Origin of the sequence: Paenarthrobacter nitroguajacolicus, assembly GCF_029952445.1 — a bacterium.
GTDB classification, from domain to species: domain Bacteria; phylum Actinomycetota; class Actinomycetes; order Actinomycetales; family Micrococcaceae; genus Arthrobacter; species Arthrobacter nitroguajacolicus_B.
On sequence record NZ_JAQPPK010000014.1, the window covers coordinates 99,405 to 116,585 of the forward strand.

General features: G+C 63.2%; 17 protein-coding genes. 4 read left to right on the forward strand and 13 right to left on the reverse strand.

Features of this window, described 5'->3' with window-relative positions; genetic code table 11:
• Nucleotides 1-13: 13 nt before the first annotated feature.
• Together PJL15_RS12220 and PJL15_RS12225 are read right to left on the reverse strand one after the other, a co-directional pair.
• The gene (locus PJL15_RS12220; RefSeq protein ID WP_281451410.1) at nucleotides 14-658 is read right to left on the reverse strand and encodes a GNAT family N-acetyltransferase; all 645 of its coding nucleotides are present in this window, start codon (nucleotides 656-658) and stop codon (nucleotides 14-16) included.
• 67 nt (nucleotides 659-725) lie between these two features.
• Entirely contained in the window at nucleotides 726-1,487 is a 762-nt protein-coding gene (locus PJL15_RS12225; protein ID WP_281451411.1) for a hypothetical protein, read from the reverse strand.
• A gap of 61 nt (nucleotides 1,488-1,548) precedes the next feature.
• Here PJL15_RS12225 and PJL15_RS12230 point away from each other — a divergent pair, with 61 nt between their 5' ends.
• Together PJL15_RS12230 and PJL15_RS12235 are read left to right on the forward strand one after the other, a co-directional pair.
• A complete protein-coding gene (locus PJL15_RS12230; protein ID WP_281451412.1) occupies nucleotides 1,549-2,100 on the forward strand; it encodes a prepilin peptidase in 552 nt (183 codons plus the stop codon).
• Between the two features lie 66 nt (nucleotides 2,101-2,166).
• Nucleotides 2,167-2,643: an NUDIX hydrolase gene (locus tag PJL15_RS12235; RefSeq protein WP_281451413.1), complete on the forward strand. Its 477-nt coding sequence runs from the start codon at nucleotides 2,167-2,169 to the stop codon at nucleotides 2,641-2,643.
• On the opposite strand, the gene PJL15_RS12240 is transcribed toward PJL15_RS12235, so the two are convergent.
• From PJL15_RS12240 to PJL15_RS12260, 5 genes are all read right to left on the reverse strand, one after another.
• A complete protein-coding gene (locus PJL15_RS12240) occupies nucleotides 2,644-4,320 on the reverse strand; it encodes an MDR family MFS transporter (RefSeq protein ID WP_281451414.1) in 1,677 nt (558 codons plus the stop codon).
• Nucleotides 4,317-4,985: a TetR/AcrR family transcriptional regulator gene (locus tag PJL15_RS12245; RefSeq protein WP_281451415.1), complete on the reverse strand. Its 669-nt coding sequence runs from the start codon at nucleotides 4,983-4,985 to the stop codon at nucleotides 4,317-4,319. The genes PJL15_RS12240 and PJL15_RS12245 overlap by 4 nt, the downstream gene beginning before the upstream one ends.
• Before the next feature lie 152 nt (nucleotides 4,986-5,137).
• A complete protein-coding gene (locus tag PJL15_RS12250; RefSeq protein ID WP_281451416.1) occupies nucleotides 5,138-6,565 on the reverse strand; it encodes a class II fumarate hydratase in 1,428 nt (475 codons plus the stop codon).
• 87 nt (nucleotides 6,566-6,652) lie between these two features.
• On the reverse strand, nucleotides 6,653-7,267 hold the full coding sequence (locus PJL15_RS12255) for a carbonic anhydrase (protein ID WP_281451417.1): 615 nt from the start codon (nucleotides 7,265-7,267) through the stop codon (nucleotides 6,653-6,655).
• Between the two features lie 57 nt (nucleotides 7,268-7,324).
• Nucleotides 7,325-8,008, reverse strand: a complete 684-nt coding sequence (locus PJL15_RS12260; RefSeq protein WP_281451418.1) for a DUF4245 domain-containing protein — start codon at nucleotides 8,006-8,008, stop codon at nucleotides 7,325-7,327.
• A gap of 200 nt (nucleotides 8,009-8,208) precedes the next feature.
• Here PJL15_RS12260 and glpX point away from each other — a divergent pair, with 200 nt between their 5' ends.
• Complete coding sequence (gene glpX, locus PJL15_RS12265) at nucleotides 8,209-9,231, forward strand: class II fructose-bisphosphatase (RefSeq protein ID WP_018777307.1); 1,023 nt, start codon at nucleotides 8,209-8,211, stop codon at nucleotides 9,229-9,231.
• Nucleotides 9,232-9,927: 696 nt separating this feature from the next.
• On the opposite strand, the gene PJL15_RS12270 is transcribed toward glpX, so the two are convergent.
• Genes PJL15_RS12270 through PJL15_RS12290 form a run of 5 tightly spaced genes read right to left on the reverse strand, consistent with a single transcriptional unit; the run spans nucleotide 9,928 to nucleotide 15,573 of the window.
• The gene (locus PJL15_RS12270; protein ID WP_281451419.1) at nucleotides 9,928-10,863 is read right to left on the reverse strand and encodes a lipid II:glycine glycyltransferase FemX; all 936 of its coding nucleotides are present in this window, start codon (nucleotides 10,861-10,863) and stop codon (nucleotides 9,928-9,930) included.
• A 3-nt stretch (nucleotides 10,864-10,866) separates the two neighbouring features.
• Nucleotides 10,867-12,117, reverse strand: coding sequence for a mannose-6-phosphate isomerase, class I (manA, locus tag PJL15_RS12275; RefSeq protein WP_281451420.1), 1,251 nt, complete (start codon nucleotides 12,115-12,117; stop codon nucleotides 10,867-10,869).
• A gap of 50 nt (nucleotides 12,118-12,167) precedes the next feature.
• Nucleotides 12,168-13,814: an LCP family protein gene (locus PJL15_RS12280; protein WP_281451421.1), complete on the reverse strand. Its 1,647-nt coding sequence runs from the start codon at nucleotides 13,812-13,814 to the stop codon at nucleotides 12,168-12,170.
• Between the two features lie 11 nt (nucleotides 13,815-13,825).
• Nucleotides 13,826-14,389, reverse strand: coding sequence for a 5-(carboxyamino)imidazole ribonucleotide mutase (purE, locus tag PJL15_RS12285; protein ID WP_281451422.1), 564 nt, complete (start codon nucleotides 14,387-14,389; stop codon nucleotides 13,826-13,828).
• Nucleotides 14,386-15,573 carry a 5-(carboxyamino)imidazole ribonucleotide synthase gene (locus tag PJL15_RS12290; RefSeq protein ID WP_281451423.1) on the reverse strand — a complete coding sequence of 396 codons (1,188 nt, stop codon included), beginning with the start codon at nucleotides 15,571-15,573 and terminating at the stop codon, nucleotides 14,386-14,388. Before PJL15_RS12290 ends, purE begins: the two co-directional genes overlap by 4 nt.
• 180 nt (nucleotides 15,574-15,753) lie before the next feature.
• Here PJL15_RS12290 and PJL15_RS12295 point away from each other — a divergent pair, with 180 nt between their 5' ends.
• Complete coding sequence (locus PJL15_RS12295; protein ID WP_281451424.1) at nucleotides 15,754-16,320, forward strand: GtrA family protein; 567 nt, start codon at nucleotides 15,754-15,756, stop codon at nucleotides 16,318-16,320.
• Between the two features lie 18 nt (nucleotides 16,321-16,338).
• On the opposite strand, the gene PJL15_RS12300 is transcribed toward PJL15_RS12295, so the two are convergent.
• Nucleotides 16,339-17,034: a TIGR03089 family protein gene (locus tag PJL15_RS12300; RefSeq protein ID WP_281451425.1), complete on the reverse strand. Its 696-nt coding sequence runs from the start codon at nucleotides 17,032-17,034 to the stop codon at nucleotides 16,339-16,341.
• Nucleotides 17,035-17,181 lie beyond the last annotated feature (147 nt).

Here is a 17,181-nt window from a genome sequence, read left to right on the forward strand (position 1 = left end):
CACGGCCCTTGGCCTAGAGCTTGAGGTACTTTTTCAGTTCTTCGTGGCCTTGGACTTTGAGGGTCCAGTCGGGGCGTTTGAAGGTGGCTGGGGTGAGGCGGACTCTTTGGACTTCCTCGACCTTTTCGCCCCAGCCGTCGCGGTGAATTCCGTTCGGTTCGTAGCCGAGGCTGGATGAGACGCCCAGGGATTGTTGGTTCCAGGCGGCGGCCTCCGACTCAGCCACTTCGGCGCCCAGATAATCGAAAGCAAAGCTGACGACGGCGGCGCGCATCTCTTTGCCGAAGCCCTGGCCCTGTATGGACTGCTTGAGCCAGGAACCCGTACTGACGGTCTTGAGCGTTTTGAAGTTCTTGGCGCCGAGGTCCTGCACGCCGAGGAATTGCTCGTCATGCCAGACCGCGAGGAGGAGCGTCCAGGAGTCGGGTGTGAAGTTGGCCCGGCACCGCCAGTACCACTGCGCCATGTTGGGCGCCAGCTCGGTGTCAGGCATTTCGGCCCATGGCATGCTGAACGGGCTCTTGCCTGGTTCGTGGATACCGGAGCGGGCCGCGTCCACGGCGGCGGGGATGTCGTCGTCGAGAATTGGACGGACTGTGAGCCTCGGGGTGGTGAGGGTCAGTCCGAACGGGGGCCATATTTCTGCCAGCGATGTCATCGCCGTAGCCTAACCCGGCAACCCGGCAACCTGGCAACCCGGCAAACCGGGAAACAACCGGGCGCCGTCAGGCGGCGGGGCCGATGTCCCAGGGAATGTGGCGCCGCACATCCGTGAGGTTCATCGACTCCGCAAGGAACAAGTCATCGAGCATATACTCGTCGACGCCCAAAATCTTTAGCCAATGGCCTGTGCCGGACGAATCTCCGTCGAGGCTCTGGCTGGCCACGCAGACCCCGGTGCCAATGTCGATCCGGAGGAGCGTCCTCCCGACATGGACCAGGGGGTGGATCGGATCGGAAGGGACGTAGGTCCGGCTCGGTGTCACGATCGCTTCCAAGGCCGGGCGGCCTTCGTGGTCCACCTCGCACATCGATTCGGCAAAAACGCGGTTGGTGTCCGGAAACTCGATGGGGACAGGTGCATTGCCCGCCAACTCCACCGGATCCAACGCCGCGGCGAGGCGGCCGTTGCCGAACGAGGGCTCGCCGTAAGCCGCCTCCGGACGGCGACGGACCAGCCCGGCGTCGTCGTATACCGGCGTCACGAGGTGGGCCGGAAGCAACCAGGAGCGCCGGGTCGCGCTGACGTACATGTCATCACGGGAGTCGTTGATGCCGGTGGTGCTGTGGAGCAACTGCCCATCAACCGTCTCAAGGCGGAGCGCCCCGGGACGTCGGAGCCAGGCGCGCACCAGGCTGGCCCCGGTGCCGGGTCGCTCAAGGTACTCGAACCGCAAAGTGGTCCACTTCCATGGCGAAGAGCGGCAAAGATTCCTGAATGTGGAGGACAAGTCAAAGCCCGGTACTTCTGCACTGTAGCGCCCCATATCCACAGTTTACCGAAGGGTTCAAGCAGGCCCGACGGATAAAACGGGATAGCATCCGAAGGTGATCCGACGACTCTCCGAGCTCTGGACAGCAAGCCCCGTGGGCTTCTGGTTGCTGGCGGCTGCTTGCCTGTATTTCGTGGTGATGGCTGTCCGGCTCACGGTTATCGATATCCGGAGCCACTTGCTGCCGAACCGCATCGTGTTTCCGTCCTATGGCGTGGCCGGTGTCCTGCTCCTGGCTGCGGCGGTTTTGGCGTCTTTCCCGGAGGCGGGCAACGGCCATGCGGCGTCTGCGGCTCTATTTGGGGTACCGGGACTGGCGGCACTGGCCGGCGGAGTTGTCCTCTGGCTCTTCTATTTCGTGCTGCGTTTCATCCATCCGCCCGGCATGGGCTTTGGCGACGTGAAGCTGGCCGGTGTGCTGGGCCTTTATCTGGGCTACTTGGGCTGGAGCCATCTCTTTGCGGGAACCTTCGCGGCCTTCCTGCTGGGAGGGCTGTGGAGCCTCGCCGTCCTTGCCACGCGACGCGGAACCATGCGCTCGGCCATCCCGTTCGGTCCCTTCATGCTGGCCGGAGCGGCCGCCGCAATGGTGCTGCTGCCAGCTTGAGGCTAGCCTGTCTGCAAAGGCTGCAACCGCCGCCGGACCGATCACGCTTATGAGGAACGCTGAACCATGGGTGCACCGGATTTCGTGCTCAGACTGCGGGAGAAGATTGGCCATGATCCACTGTGGCTCCCGGCCGTCCGGGGGGTGGTGTTTGACGACGAAGGCAGGGTGCTGCTGGGCCAGCGCGCCGATAACGGGCATTGGGCCCTCATCACCGGAATGCTGGAACCGGGCGAACATCCAGCGCCGGGGCTCGTGCGTGAAATCTTTGAGGAAACAGCGGTGGTGGCAGAGACCGAGCGGATCATCGGCGTCGGCGTCGTGGGTCCGGTGACCTTTCCGAACGGTGACGTTTGCGACTTCCTGGACATCACGTTCCGCTGCAGATATGTGTCCGGCGAAGCCCGGGTCAACGACGACGAATCCCTGGCCGTGGGGTGGTTTGCCTTGGACGACCTCCCGGAAATGAGCGCCGGAAACCTTGAAGCCATCAGGCTGGCCACGGAGCCCGAAGGCCCCGTGGCTTACCAGATGGAGGACTAGCTACTGACGTCCGGCGTCGGCAGTTGGACGATCCTCGTGAAGACCCTCAGAGACCTCGCTGTTGGAGGCCTGCTGCGAAGTTCCCAGACGCTCAGCCTCAAGCCTTTCAGCTTCGGCGCCGCCCACAGCTTCGCCTCGCGCCACCATGCCCGCAGTATCGGAGAGCGGGATCTGCTTCAACGTAATAGCGAGGATAAGGGCGATCGCGATGAACGGCACCAGGTACCAGAACACGGGCGCCAAGGAGTTGGCGTAGGCGTTGACGATTGCGTCACGCAGCTGCTCCGGAAGCTGGGCCAGCGCCTGCGGGTCAAGCGTGCTGGTGGACTGCGAGGCCTGCTCCGAGGAGGCACCGGCCCCGGTGAAGGCCTTGGTCAGGGACTCGGCCAGGCGGTTGGTGAAGATGGAACCGAACACTGCCACCCCCAGGGAAGCACCTACTTCGCGGAAGTAGTTGTTGGTGCTGGTGGCTGTTCCGATCTGGTCAGCCGGTACGGAGTTCTGCACCACCAGGACAATCACCTGCATGATCAAGCCAAGTCCCGCACCGAAAATGAACAGCTGGACGCAAATGACCCAGATCGGCGTTTCGGCGGTGAGCGTGGTCAGCCACAGCATGGCCGCGATGGTCAGCGAAGCACCCAGGATGGGGAACATCTTGTACTTGCCGGTCTTGGAAATCCGGATACCGGAGTAAATGGACGTGCCCATCAGGCCTACCATCATGGGCAGCATCAACAGCCCCGATTCGGCGGCCGAGGTGCCGGAAGACATCTGCAGGAACGTGGGCACGAAGGCGATGGCCGCGAACATGCCCAGGCCCAGCGTGAAGCCGATGGCCGTGGCGTTGACGAAGATGGGGTTCTTGAACAGGCTCAACGGGATGATGGGATCCTCGGCGCGGCGTTCCGCCATGACGAAGGCCACCGCGGCCAGGACCATGCCGGCACCGAAAGCCCATGTCAGGGGTGAATCCCACCCTTCGTCCTTCTTGCCGCCGAAGTCAGTGAAGAAGATGAGGCAGGTGGTTGCGGCGGAAAGGAACAGGACGCCGAGGATGTCGATCTTCTTCTCGGCCTTCTTGTTCGGCAGGGTCAGGGTGAACCAGGCGGTGAGGAAGGCTGCGATGCCGATGGGGATGTTGATGTAGAAGGCCCATTCCCAGGTCAGGTGGTCAACGAAATACCCGCCCAGCAACGGACCGGCAACAGCGGAGAGGCCGAAGATGGCACCCAGCGGGCCCATGTACTTGCCGCGTTCCTTGGCTGGAACGATGTCCGCGATGATGGCCTGGGACAGGATCATCAGACCGCCGCCACCCAAGCCCTGGATGGCACGGAAAATTACGAAGCCCCAGAAATCAGTGGCGAACGCGCAGCCAACGGATGCGAGCGTAAACAGCGCGATGGCTACCAGGAACAGGTTGCGGCGGCCAAGGATGTCGCCGAACTTGCCGTAGATGGGCATGACGATGGTGGTGGCCAGCAGGTAGGCGGTGGTGATCCACGCCTGGTGCTCCACGCCGCCAAGCTTGCCCACGATGGTAGGCATGGCGGTGGAGACGATCGTTTGGTCGAGGCTGGACAGGAGCATGCCTGCGATCAGCGCCGAGAAGATGATCCAGATACGTTTCTGGGTCAGCAGCAAGGGCTCGGCTGCCTTCGAGAGTGTACTCATGCGGGGTCCTTCGGGGTTTCTACAGGGGTGGTGTCCAGCGGTTGTGAAAAAAGTTTCCGGGCTGCGGAGAGATTCTGGTCCAGAAGTTCGCGGTAGGACCGGCTGTTGTCCTCGGAGAAGAACTCCTGCGACGCCTTTTTGGATACGGCGCCGAAAACAGCCGATGCCACAACGATCTCCGGATGGTTGGGGTCCAGGCCTTCCCGGGCTGCGATCAGTTCCATGAACTCGCGTTCCCGGGCCTCGCCCTCAAGCGTCATGCGGCCAAGGAGCTGCGGCTCGGCTTTGATGGCGGCGATCAATTGATGGACTTCGGTGTGGCTGATGGTGGAACGCTCCACGATGTCCAGGGTGAGGTGGTAAAGCGCGGCCAGCAGCGTGTTCGAGATGCCCCCATCCACACGCTGGGGATCCCGGTTGAAGTTTTCCAGGGCGTCGTGCGGCGTTTCATCCGAGAAGGAACCAATCACGGCATCCTCCTTGGAGTGGAAGTAGTTGAAGAAAGTGCGCCGGGAGATGCCGGCTTCTTCGCAGACCTCCTCCACGGTGTAGCCGTTCAGTCCGCGTTCGGCTGTCAGGGAACGCGCGACGGCGGTGATCGCCAAACGCGTGGCGACCCTTTTGCGCTCGCGGAGGCCGCCGTCAATGTTTGCACTATTACTCACAAAGTAAAGTTTTGCACTCAAAAGAGGAAAGTGCAAAAAGATAGCCGTGTGCCGTCTCTCACACATCCCGGGTACGACGACGGCCGGTACCTTCCGTGCGGAAGGTACCGGCCGTCGTCGTACTCTTAGTGCCTCCGGTGAGGCTGGTTGTCCTAGGCCTTGTGGGCCGGGGACGTCATGGTGGTGACGTCCAGGGCCTTGTCCAGGTCAGCCTCGGAAACCTTTCCTTCACCTTCGCCTACGAAGCCGAGCTTCTCGGTTGCCTGGCGGATGGTCAGGCCTTCCTTGACGGCGATCTTGGCGATCTTTGCTGCGTTTTCGTAACCGATGTACTTGTTCAGGGGCGTCACGATGGACGGGGAAGCCTCAGCGAGGAAGCGGGCGCGCTCGACGTTCGCGGTGATGCCGTCGATCATCTTGTCGGCCATGACGCGGCTGGTGTTGGCCAGCAGGCGGATGGACTCAAGGAGGTTGGCGGCCATGACGGGGATGCCAACGTTCAGTTCGAAAGCGCCGTTGGTGCCGGACCAGGCGATCGCGGTGTCGTTGCCGATGACCTGGGCGCAGACCATGATGGACGCTTCGCAGATGACCGGGTTGACCTTGCCGGGCATGATGGAGGATCCCGGCTGGAGGTCGGGGATGGCGATTTCGCCGAGGCCCGTGTTGGGGCCCGAACCCATCCAGCGGAGGTCGTTGTTGATCTTCATGAAGGAGATCGCGATGTTGCGGAGCTGGCTGGAGCCTTCGATCAGGCCGTCGCGGTTTGCCTGGGCCTCGAAGTGGTCGCGGGCTTCGGTCAGCGGCAGGCCGGTGTCGGCGGCGAGCAGTTCGATGACGCGTTCCGGGAAACCTGCGGGGGTGTTGATGCCGGTACCAACGGCGGTGCCGCCCAGGGGTACTTCGGCAACGCGGGGGAGTGCTGCGTTAATGCGCTCGATGCCGTAGCGGACCTGTGCTGCGTAGCCGCCGAACTCCTGGCCAAGCATGACCGGGGTGGCATCCATGAGGTGCGTGCGGCCGGACTTGACGACGTCCTTGAACTCCTCGGCCTTGCGGTCAAGCGATGCTGCCAGGTACTCAAGGGCTGGGATCAGGTCATTGATCAAGGCCGAGGTGGCGGCAACGTGGACGGACGTCGGGAAGACGTCGTTGGAGGACTGCGAAGCGTTGACGTGGTCGTTGGGGTGGACCACCTTGTCGCTGCCCGAGGCCGAGAGGGCGCGGGAGGCCAGTTCGGCGATGACCTCGTTGGTGTTCATGTTGGACGAGGTGCCCGAGCCGGTCTGGAAAACGTCAATCGGGAAGTCGCCGTCGTACTTACCGGTTGCAACCTCATCGGCAGCAGCAGCGATGGCCTCGGCGAGCTCACCATCGAGCACCCCCAGTTCGGCGTTCGCCAGTGCGGCAGCCTTCTTTACGCGGGCCAGGGCCTCGATGTGGGTGCGCTCAAGCGTCTTGCCGGAGATGGGGAAGTTCTCCACAGCACGCTGCGTCTGGGCGCGGTACAGGGCGTTCACGGGGACGCGAACTTCGCCCATCGTGTCATGTTCAATACGGAACTCAGTGGTGGAAGTCATGGGGCTAGCTTATGGCGATTCGACGCCTCACAGAAAACCCGGGGGAGAGTGCTACGTGCTCCGGCTTTGACGCCGGAGCACGTCCTCCTAGAGCTTGCCGATCCCTGAAACGAGGGCCGCACGGCCTTCGTCGAGCTTGTAGGACAGGCCGACGACGGCGACGCGGCCGTCGTCGATGGCGTCGGAAATCACACGCGAGCTGTCGGCCAGACGGGCAGCGGTCTGCTTGACGTGCTCCACTACCATCTCGTTGACGTCTTCCTGCTCGTTGCGCTTGGCTGTCAAAACGGACGGTGTGATGCGCTCAACGAGGTCGCGGATGAAGCCCGCAGGCATTTCACCGGTTTCGACGGCGGCCTTGGTGGCTGTCACTGCGCCGCAACTGTCGTGGCCGAGGATGACGATCAAGGGGACCCGGAGCTGGCTGATGCTGTATTCCAGGGAACCGAGGACGGCGTCGTCGATCACCTGGCCGGCGGTCCGGACCACGAAGGCATCGCCGAGACCGAGATCAAAAATGATCTCGGCGGCGAGCCTGGAATCCGAACAACCAAAGATCACGGCGAACGGGTTCTGGTCATTGAGCAGGGACGAGCGGCGGGCGGCATCCTGGTTGGGGTGCAGGGATTCGCCGGAGACAAAGCGTTCGTTGCCCTCGCGGAGACGGCGCCACGCCAGGGCTGGAGTCAGGTAAGTAGGCACGAACCTTACTTTACGACGCCGGCAGGGCAGTCCGTGAAACTATTGCGCCCGAAGTGCTCAGGCTGACGGCGACGCCGAACCGGAAGGTGCCGTGCCCTGGTCGGCAGACTTGACGACGGCAGCGGCCAGGGTCGCGAACTCATCGAGGCTGGCCGTGCCACTCAGGATGATGGTGGTGCCTTTGTACTCCAGGACCATGCTGCGCTTTTCCTTGCCCGAGTCGCGCAGTTCCCACTCCTGGCCGCCGGCGTTGCGGGTTCCGGTCACCGGGAGGTTGCCGGTCTGCTGCAGCGTCCAGGTGGGGTTGGCCTTATTGGTCTGGGTGACGCCAATGAAAGCTTCCTTGGGAGTCAAGTAGCCAACCTCCCAGGTGGGCACGCCGGTTCCGCTGCCGGATTCCCAGCGGGCGTAATTCGGGGTGAATGTGTCGCCGGTATCAGGCGATACGGGTGTGAATCCCGCCACACCTTCGGCGTTTTTGGCGATGGAAGCGACATCAATAGGCGGCCTGAAGCTTTCGCCCTTGGGGGCGGGATTCATCAAGACGATGGGGAGGAAAGCCAGCACGCAGAGCAAAAGTGCGATGACCATGCCAATGACGGAGGCGTTGGCCCGTTTGGCAGCTTTCGCCGCAATGACGGGTTTGTACGGGGCATCCGGGGCATCGGGGGCTTTGGTTTGGTCAGCCGCGGCAGCATCCGGTTGGTTGCCGGCAGCGGGCTTGTCCTGCGTTTCACTCACCCCTCCATGATCCCTTATCAAGGCAGGGAACACACATCGGGCAACCTCACCACCGGTATTGCGGGCGGTGGTCATTCAACGACTCCCGGTGGACGTGGCGACTATGATCGTTGGTAGAGGAACCCCGGGTTGCCCCGCGCAACCATGTCCGGTCCCGTGAATCGTCACTCGAAGAAGAGGTTCAAGTGTCTCCTGCACCAATGACCCAGCAGTATTCCACGATTTCGCCGTCGCTCGCCGTCGGCATCGACGAACCCGACCGCAACCTTGCGCTTGAACTCGTCCGCGTCACCGAAGCTGCGGCAATCGCCGGTGGCCACTGGGTAGGTTTCGGCGATAAGAACAAAGCAGACGGCGCCGCCGTCGACGCCATGCGTTCGTTCCTTCACACCGTCCACTTCAATGGCGTTGTGGTGATTGGTGAAGGCGAAAAAGACGAAGCCCCCATGTTGTTCAACGGCGAGCAGGTTGGTGACGGCACCGGTCCGGAGTGCGACGTCGCAGTCGATCCCATCGACGGAACCCGCCTCACCGCCCTGGGCATCAACAACGCCCTGGCTGTTCTGGCAGTGGCCGAGCGTGGCTCCATGTTCGACCCCTCCGCCGTGTTCTACATGGAGAAGCTCGTCACCGGCCCGGAAGCTGCCGACATGGTGGACCTTCGCCTGCCCGTGAAGCAGAACCTGCACCTGATCGCCAAGGCCAAGGGCGTCAAGGTCAACCAGCTCAACGTCATGATCCTTGACCGCGACCGCCACCGTCCGCTGGTTGAAGAAATCCGCGAGGCCGGTGCCCGCACCAAGTTCATCATGGACGGCGACGTTGCCGGCGCCATCGCCGCAGCCCGCACCGGCACCGGCGTCGACGCCCTCATGGGCATCGGCGGCACGCCTGAAGGCATCGTTGCAGCCTGCGCCATCAAGTCGCTCGGCGGCGTCATCCAGGGCCGCTTGTGGCCGACGTCGGACGACGAGAAGCAGAAGGCCATCGACGCCGGACACGACCTCGACCGCGTCCTGTCCACCAACGACCTCGTCACCTCGGACAACTGCTACTTCGCAGCCACCGGCATCACCGACGGCGACCTCCTGCACGGCGTCCGCTACCAGAAGGACCGCGTCCTCACGCAGTCCATCGTGATGCGCTCGAAGTCCGGCACCGTCCGTTTCGTTGACGCTGAGCACCACGCATCCAAGTGGGAGACGTACGCGCGCAAGGCGTAGTACCCCCTACGTACCAACTGAAGGACGGCGGGCATCGCTCGGCGGCTATCTCCTCGTACCTCGTCGATTTGATGCCGCTTTCGCGATACCCGCCGTCCTTTTCTGTGCCCGCCCGGTTTCGGCTTCGCGCATTTTTTGGTGGGGCGGTGCCGATGGGTGTACCGGCGCCACCTACTTTGCCGATTAGGGCAGCCCGCCACGCCGTAATCAGCGGCGTGCCCCCTTCCGGGCGGGCCCAAAGTGGGTCGCAGCGGCACGTGGGGACATTTGAATTTGGGCGGCGTCAGGGCTGATGCGCGTCGCAAGCCCGACGGCGGTACTTGGGTGGGTGCCAGACGTCGGGCTTTCTTGGAGCGGCGCCCATGGAGTGCGCCGTCGCCACCTGCTTTGCCGATTAGGGCAGCCGGACACGCCGTAACCGCCGGCGTGTCCCGACCCCAGCGGGCCCAAAGTGGGTCGCAGCGGGACGTGGGGACATTTGAATTTGGACGGCGTCAGGGCTGATCCGCGTCGAAAGCCCGACGGCGGTACTCGGGTGAGTGCCCGACGTCGGGCTTTCCGGGAGCGTGCCGCTGGATGTGCCGTCGCCACCTACTTTCCGACTTAGGGCGCCCGACACGCCGTGAAGACCGGCGCGTCCCGGAGGTCGCGTGCTCAAAGTGGGTGGTGGCGGCACGCCCCAAAAGGGGGAGGAGGTTAGCGGAGCTTGTCGCGGACTTTCCGGGCCAGCTGGTAGGCGCCGTAGCGGAGTTTGTTGACCGGGAGGTCCCAAGTGCCGGGGTAGGAGACTTCGCGGCCACCGAAGGACTTTTTGAACGCCGTGAAGCCCGCCCACTTGTGGTCAGGCTGGTCCTCAGGCGCAACGCCCCAGAGGTCCACGTGCTTGAGGCCTTTTTCCTTGGCATCGGCCATCAGGGTCACAAGGAGGGGGATGCCTGCGCTGAGCTTGCGGTGGGTGTCATCCAAGGCTGCGTGGGCGTACACCCGGGTGTCGGCGGAGTCGTAGGCGAAAGCAGCCGCGATCGGCTCACCCTCAAGCTCGGCGATGAACAAGGTACCGGCACCGGAAGGCAGTAACGACGCCGCAACCTGGGTCAGGTATTCGTCACTTTGGGGCTTGAAGCCATTCCGGGCGGCCGTCAGGTGGAGGAAGTGCAGCAGGACGGAAATGTCTGCCGGGTCCTGGGAAGCCCGGAACGTCACACCCTTTTTGTGGATGTTGCGGTACAGGTTCCGGTTTGTTGGCTTCATGCCGGCGAGGACATCCTTGAAATCCCCATCCAGGTCCACCACCCAGCTAAGTTCGGGCTGCTGGTTGACGGGCGCAGGCCGCATGCCGCGGGCACGCAGGAGGGGACCGGCGTCGGACGCTGTGAATCCTGCCGCAGCCGGTTCCATGCGGACAAAGACCGCATGCTCGGCTTTGGCCAGTTCCACCAAAGCCGCCGTCGCGGCGTCGAAGGCTTCCACGGAATCCGCCACCGGCCCGTAGGGGGCATAGATGACTTTGCCGGCCGGGTTCTTTTCCTCGATGGCGAGGAAGCTCCACCCGGGCCCGGACTTTTCGTGGACACGGCGGCCCAGGGAACGCTGGACGGCCGCCCATGCGGGCGTTTGAAGGAAAAATTCCATGCGTCAGTTCCCCAAGCCGGTAGTCACCGCGAAGGCAACACTTGTACCTGTGGCGCCTTGGACAGGATGGACGTTAACAGGGGCCTCGACGTCGGGGATGAACGCCGAAGCGCCACGCGCGAGCTGGAGATCGCTCTTGGGCGAGTCGAGCAGCACGGCACCGGAAACAACCACGACGACGGCGGGTCCGTTTTGTGCCAACGGCACCGGCGCTGCGTCAGGGGCGAGTTCGATGCGCTGGAGCTGGAACTCCTTGAACGGCGGACGGTACAGTTCCTGTCCGAATTCGGTCCCGCTGGCCTCGACGCGCGGAACCCCCAGCGCTTCGAAGCGGACGGTCTTCAACAGCTCCGGAACATCGACGTGCTTGGGTGTCAGCCCGCCGCGGAGGACGTTGTCCGAGGACGCCATGACCTCGACGCCCAGCCCGTGCAGGTAGGCGTGGATGTTCCCGGCCGGCAGGTAGACAACTTCGCCGGGTTCCAGGGACAGGTGGTTCAGGAGCAAGGAGATGAGGACGCCAGGGTCCCCGGGGAACGCTTCGTTGATGTCGAGCATTGCCGTCAGGGCTTCGCGGTGCGGCTCCAACGGCGCTCCGGCGGCCAGGACCGCGACTACCTCGCCGATGGCATTGGAGACGTCGCTTCCGCCCTGGATCAGCCGGCTGAAGGCGGCCTTCAAGGCCTCGGCGTCGTCCGCCTGGCCGAGGTCGGAGACGACGTCGACGATGACAGCGGGTACATCGATGGCGGCGGAATCAAGGACCCGTGCCAGGTGTTCGAAAATGCCACGGGAATCAGCGGGGGAGCGGAAGCCACAGAGCGCCTTGAACGGCGTGAGGGCGAAAATCATCTCCGGCTTGTGGTTGTCATCGCGGTAGTTGCGTTCGGCGGCGTCGGGGGCAATTCCGGAGGCATTCTCGCGCCCAAATCCTTCGCGGGCTTGCTCCAGGCTGGGGTGGACCTGCAGGGAGAGCGGCTGCTCCGCGGCCAGGAGTTTGGTGAGGAAGGGCAAGCGGGGACCGAATTCGGTGACGCTTTCGGACCCGAGGAAGTGCTGCGGATCCGAAGCGATCAGGGCATCCAACGGCTGGGTGACACCGTTGGGGTGTACGGCTGTGGAGGGGGAGTCCGGGTGGGCTCCGATCCACATTTCTGCCTCCGGAGCGCCCGACGCCGGCCGCCCCAACAGTCCGGCGATCGCCGTCGTCGAACCCCACGCATAGGGTCGCAAAACATTCTCAATCTGGTACACGAAAGAAAGTCCTTATCGTTGCGCTGAACGTGGGGTGGAACGGGGAGGATTTACAGCGGTGCGCACTGGCCGTTGGTGGCCACGAGGTCGCGGATGCCTTGCTCATCGCCTTGGGCCTTGAGGCCATTGAGCAATTCGATGGTGATCGGCGTGCCATCCGGAGTGGTGGTCACCGGGGTGAAGTCGGCCGACGGCGAAGGCAACTGGCTCGCAGGAACCAGGCCGGTGGCCGGACCGGCGGCCATGATGCTTCCCGCGCCGGGACTGCCAAGGGAGGCGCCGTTACTGCCAGGGGACACGACGACGTCACTCGCCTTGGGGCTGTTGGAGGAGGCGAGGACTTCCTGGACCTTGGAGTGGATCAGGTCAAAATCGGGCACCGTGGAGAACGAGGCGTCGAAGTCCGGCGGCCCGATGGTCAGGCGTTTGACAGGCTGGTTCTTGGACTTCAAGGCGAGGTCCACAAAGCTGCCCAACTGGTTGGACGAGATGTTGGAATCAACCACCTTGGTTCCGGCGTTGGCGATGTCCTCGAACTTGGTCAGGAGGGTGGCAGGGTCCAGTTGCTTGAGCATGGCCTGCTGTACGCACTGCTGGCGTGCGATGCGGGCGTAGTCGTCCACGAATTCGCGGGAACGGCCATACCAAAGGGCATGGAAGCCGTCCAAGTGCTGGTCCCCGGCCGGGATCCAGCCATCAGGCATGCCGTGGATACCGTTGGCCTCGTCAGTGACGGGGCCGCTGATCGGTACCCAGCCGCCGGCTTTGATGCGGATGCCGCCCATGGCATCGATGAGTTTGGCGAAGCCGTCCATGTCCACCAGGACATACGCCTGGACGGTGATGCCGAGGGTTCCGGACACGGCTTCCAAGGTAGCCTGCGCACCGGGGTCCTGTACGCCCGGGTAAAGGTCCTGGTATTTGTTGGTGACCTCGGTGTTGACCGCGTTGATGAGGCATTCGTCGCCGCAGTTGTAGCCCTCAGGGTAGATCTTCCGCATGGGCGATCCCTCGCTGAACTGTGCGTTCTGCAGGTTGCGGGGGACTGAAATGATTGCGCTCTCGCCCGTTTTGGCGTCAACGCTGATGACAGACAGGCTGTCCGGACGGCGTCCGGTCCGGTCGTCGCCGGCGTCGCCACCCATCATCAGGAAGTTGTAACGACCATCCACGGGGTCGATCGAGGGGCCGGACTCGAAGATGCTGCCGATCGCGTTGCGGCTGACGTTCAGGACGTAGGCGATGTAGCCGAGGGACCCGCTCGCCAGGATAGTGGAAACCGCCACCACCACCGCAATGATGGGGCGCATTCCGGGAGCAAGGAGCGTGGGCCTGATGATCCGCAGGGTGTTGAGGAACAGATAGGCCCAGCCCAGGGCCAGGGCCACCAGGATCACGATGATGAACAGCGATCCAACCGGGTGGGTGACGATGCTCAGCAGCATTGTCCGGTTCACGACGGCGATGGCGATGGTTACCAGCGCCAGCGCCCACACTGTGAGCGTGACGCGCAGGGCCAGGCGTCCGCGTTTTCGGTCGCCCGCAACGATCTGCGCGCTGCCGGGTACGAAGAGGGTAAGGAGGACCAGCACGAAGGCGCGTTTGGTCCGCACCGGCGCACTGGCACCGGATGGGTAGCGGACAGGATCAGTCAGGGCGGAACCGGGCTGATTCGGGTTCTTGTGCATGGTTGTCATCCGCTGCCTTCCTAGCGGGTGCTCCGGGCTGACGCGTTGGCCGGGGAGAAGACTTCCTCTACCTTGCGGCGAAGGTTTTCACCCTTCTTGGTGGCCACATCATTAAGTTCCTGGGCAAACGTGAGAAGGTCGCCACGCAGCTTGGCAGCAAGTTCGTCAGTACCTGAAGCGAGCATCCGCACTGCCAGGAGACCTGCGTTGCGGGCCCCTGCAATGGATACCGTAGCCACCGGGACACCGGCAGGCATCTGGACGATCGACAGCAAGGAGTCCATCCCGTCCAGTGTCTTCAGCGGAACCGGAACGCCAATGACCGGAAGGGGCGTCACCGAGGCCAACATGCCCGGAAGATGCGCTGCCCCGCCTGCGCCGGCGATGATGACGCGAAGGCCGCGCTGGTGCGCAGTCTGGCCGTAGTTGATCATTTCCGTGGGCATGCGGTGGGCAGAAACAACGTCTGCCTCAAAGGGGATGCCGAATTCGGCCAGGGCATCCGCGGCAGCCTCCATGACCGGCCAGTCGGAGTCCGAGCCCATGACGAGTCCTACCAGCGGGGCTTGTGGTGTGGTGGTCATAGGGTCTCCTCGAGAGTGCTCTGGTCCGGCTTGCGGCCGTCACGGATGATGTTGGCCACGGTGGTTGCGCGCCGGCGGACGGAATCGACGTCGGAAACAGAGCTGCCGACGAGGTTGACGTGGCCGATCTTTCGGCCAGGGCGAACGGACTTGCCGTAGGAATGCACTTTGGCTGCGGGCTCGTAGGCCAGGGCCAGCGGGAAGGCTGTATAGAGATCCTGGTTTTCGCCGCCGAGGAAATTCTTCATGACCACTACGGGAGCCAGGGCATCGGTGGCACCCAGCGGCAAATCCAGAACTGCACGAAGGTGCTGCTCGAACTGGCTGGTGATGGAACCATCCTGGGTCCAGTGCCCGGTGTTGTGCGGACGCATGGCGAGTTCGTTAATCAGGAATCCTGCCCCGACGCCCGGCGTTTCGAACAATTCGGCAGCCATCACGCCGGTGACGCCGAGTTCGTTGGCGATGCGGAGCGCGGCTTCCTCCGCGGCGGCAGCGACCTCCACTGCGATGTTCTGGGCCGGGGCGATGACTTCGTCGCAAACGCCGTCCACCTGGATGGTGTGGACAACGGGCCAGGCCCGGGACTCGCCACTGGGCGTGCGCGCAACGAGCGCGGAAAGCTCGCGGCTGAAGTCCACCTTCGCTTCTGCCAGCAGGGGGCTCGTGGCCTGGAACCAGTCATCGGTCTCCAAGGCTTCCTGGGCCGAGTCGACGATCCTGACGCCCTTGCCGTCGTAGCCTCCGCGCGGGGTCTTCAGTACTACCGGCCAGCCGATCCTGTCGCCGAACGCAACCAGTTCCTCGGTCGAGTGCACTGCGGACCATTCGGGATTGGGGAGGCCGAGGCGGTCGATGGCGGCCCGCATAACGAGCTTGTCCTGGGCGTTCACCAGGGCATCAGGGCCGGGCTGGACGTTCACGCCGGCGTCCAACAGCGCCCTCAGGTGTCCGGTGGGAACGTGTTCATGATCGAACGTCAGCACATCCAGGCCCTTTGAGAACTCCAGGAGGGCGTTCAGGTCCTTGTAGTCGCCAATGGGCGCGGTGGCTACGGCTGCAACAGCCGAAACGTCCTCGCCTTCAGCCAAAACTCGCAGTTCGAAGCCCAAGGCGGTAGCGGGCGGAGCCATCATTCGTGCGAGTTGGCCGCCGCCAACAACGCCAATTACTGGAAAAGTCACAAGGTTCAGCCTACCGAACCGGCGACGGGATCAATGATTCTGCCGCTCATTCGGTGCCTTTTATGATCCGTTCCAGACGGTATATCGGCGTTCTCACAGCGTACTCCCGGGCAGCGCTTGGAAATCGGCGCTAAAATGGTGAAGGCCCATCGGCCCACTTTTCAACGGCCATGGAGGGTCATGATCACCACACTTGCAGATCGCATCCGCGGACTTGCTTCGCTTTTCTGGCGCGAAGTTGCCAAGTTCGGCGCTGTGGGTGGTGTTGCGTTCGTTATTGACAACGGCCTCACGTACTACCTCATGCATGGGCCCATGACTGACAGCCCGTCCAAGGCGCGCTTCGTTGGGGCCGTGGTGGCAACGATCTTCTCGTGGATCGCCAACCGGTTCTGGACTTTCAGGCATCGCCGGCAGGACAACGTCGTTCGCGAGTTCGTGATGTTCATCATTATCAATGGAATCGGCATCGGCATCTCGACCGGTTTCACGTTCATTGCCAACTACTGGTTGAACATTACGGACAAGAACATGCTTTTCGCAGCCGGTGTGGTTGGCATCCTTGTAGCGACTGTGGTCCGGTTCTTTGCCTACCGGTTCCTGGTCTTCAATAAGGAACTCGACCAGGAACCCGAGTTCTCGCATGACCACGAGCTTCTTGACATGCACCACAAGGCCAAAGCCGGGGCGGAAGCGGGAGCAGGGAACCCTTCAACAGGCGAGTTTCCCTCAGTCAAGAAACCCTGAAGTATTACGCCTGAGGCATTAAGGTCGGCTGATCCGCTCGTTGTCGAGGAGATGCTCGGTGACGTCCACATCTTCATGGACAAGCACAACGGAGCCATCTCCCTTCCATGCGCCAAGCGCGGCGGAAAGACATGATTCCAGTCCTTCTCCTGCGCGTACCAGGAGGCGGACGCCGGGTTCTTGTGGCGCTGCGAATTCCTCCAGAAGCGCCGAATGCGGGTGCTCGGCAGCGGCCCTCACTGCAGTGGTCCCGGCTTCGGGTTCGTTGTGGGCCATGAACACGTCGCCATGGGAGCGGACTTCCGCCGCATAATCCACGACGCCGGATGGCAGTTCGCCGGGCCAGCGCATCGCAAGTGCCGCGAGCGGCACGGCCACAACGGCGTCGAACCCGGTCCCGGCGCCGTCGTCGGGCTTGTCGGTGACCAGCAGATCGGCGGAGGTGCCGTCCAGGACCACTTCCATGCCCAACTGCCAGGCGGCCAGGGCCCATACGAAGGACTTCCAGTGGGCCGGGAGGTCCAGGCGGATGGCCATCCCTGGTTCGGCGTCGAGCTCGTCCTGCAGAAGGTTGCTTGTTTTTGCCACCCAGTTGTCGAAGACCCGGCCTGAGAGTTCCACGCGCTCGGAATCAGGGCCGTACCAGGTGAGCCTGGGAGAGGTGGAATGCCCGGACCTGAGGGCGGTCATCAAGTTCTCTGCGGGAATGCTCATGCGTCAATCTTGCCACGGCGTTCCCGCGCCACTCCCGGGAAGCAGGGGGTGAATGTGAATTGCGACACACCGAAGTTTGTCCATTCGCTGGGCGTCCCGGAGGCCTTCCTGCGATTCCCGCGGAAATTCAACGAAAGTTAACCTCAA

Bases quoted from the DNA above. Each gene is read 5' to 3' on its own strand.
- PJL15_RS12280 (WP_281451421.1), bottom strand. From the start codon at position 13,814: ATGACAACCATGCACAAGAACCCGAATCAGCCCGGTTCCGCCCTGACT.
- PJL15_RS12225 (WP_281451411.1), bottom strand. From the start codon at position 1,487: ATGGGGCGCTACAGTGCAGAAGTACCGGGCTTTGACTTGTCCTCCACA.
- PJL15_RS12300 (WP_281451425.1), bottom strand. From the start codon at position 17,034: ATGAGCATTCCCGCAGAGAACTTGATGACCGCCCTCAGGTCCGGGCAT.
- glpX (WP_018777307.1), top strand. From the start codon at position 8,209: ATGACCCAGCAGTATTCCACGATTTCGCCGTCGCTCGCCGTCGGCATC.
- PJL15_RS12220 (WP_281451410.1), bottom strand. From the start codon at position 658: ATGACATCGCTGGCAGAAATATGGCCCCCGTTCGGACTGACCCTCACC.
- PJL15_RS12250 (WP_281451416.1), bottom strand. From the start codon at position 6,565: ATGACTTCCACCACTGAGTTCCGTATTGAACATGACACGATGGGCGAA.
- purE (WP_281451422.1), bottom strand. From the start codon at position 14,389: ATGACCACCACACCACAAGCCCCGCTGGTAGGACTCGTCATGGGCTCG.
- PJL15_RS12240 (WP_281451414.1), bottom strand. From the start codon at position 4,320: ATGAGTACACTCTCGAAGGCAGCCGAGCCCTTGCTGCTGACCCAGAAA.
- PJL15_RS12235 (WP_281451413.1), top strand. From the start codon at position 2,167: ATGGGTGCACCGGATTTCGTGCTCAGACTGCGGGAGAAGATTGGCCAT.
- PJL15_RS12270 (WP_281451419.1), bottom strand. From the start codon at position 10,863: ATGGAATTTTTCCTTCAAACGCCCGCATGGGCGGCCGTCCAGCGTTCC.
- PJL15_RS12295 (WP_281451424.1), top strand. From the start codon at position 15,754: ATGATCACCACACTTGCAGATCGCATCCGCGGACTTGCTTCGCTTTTC.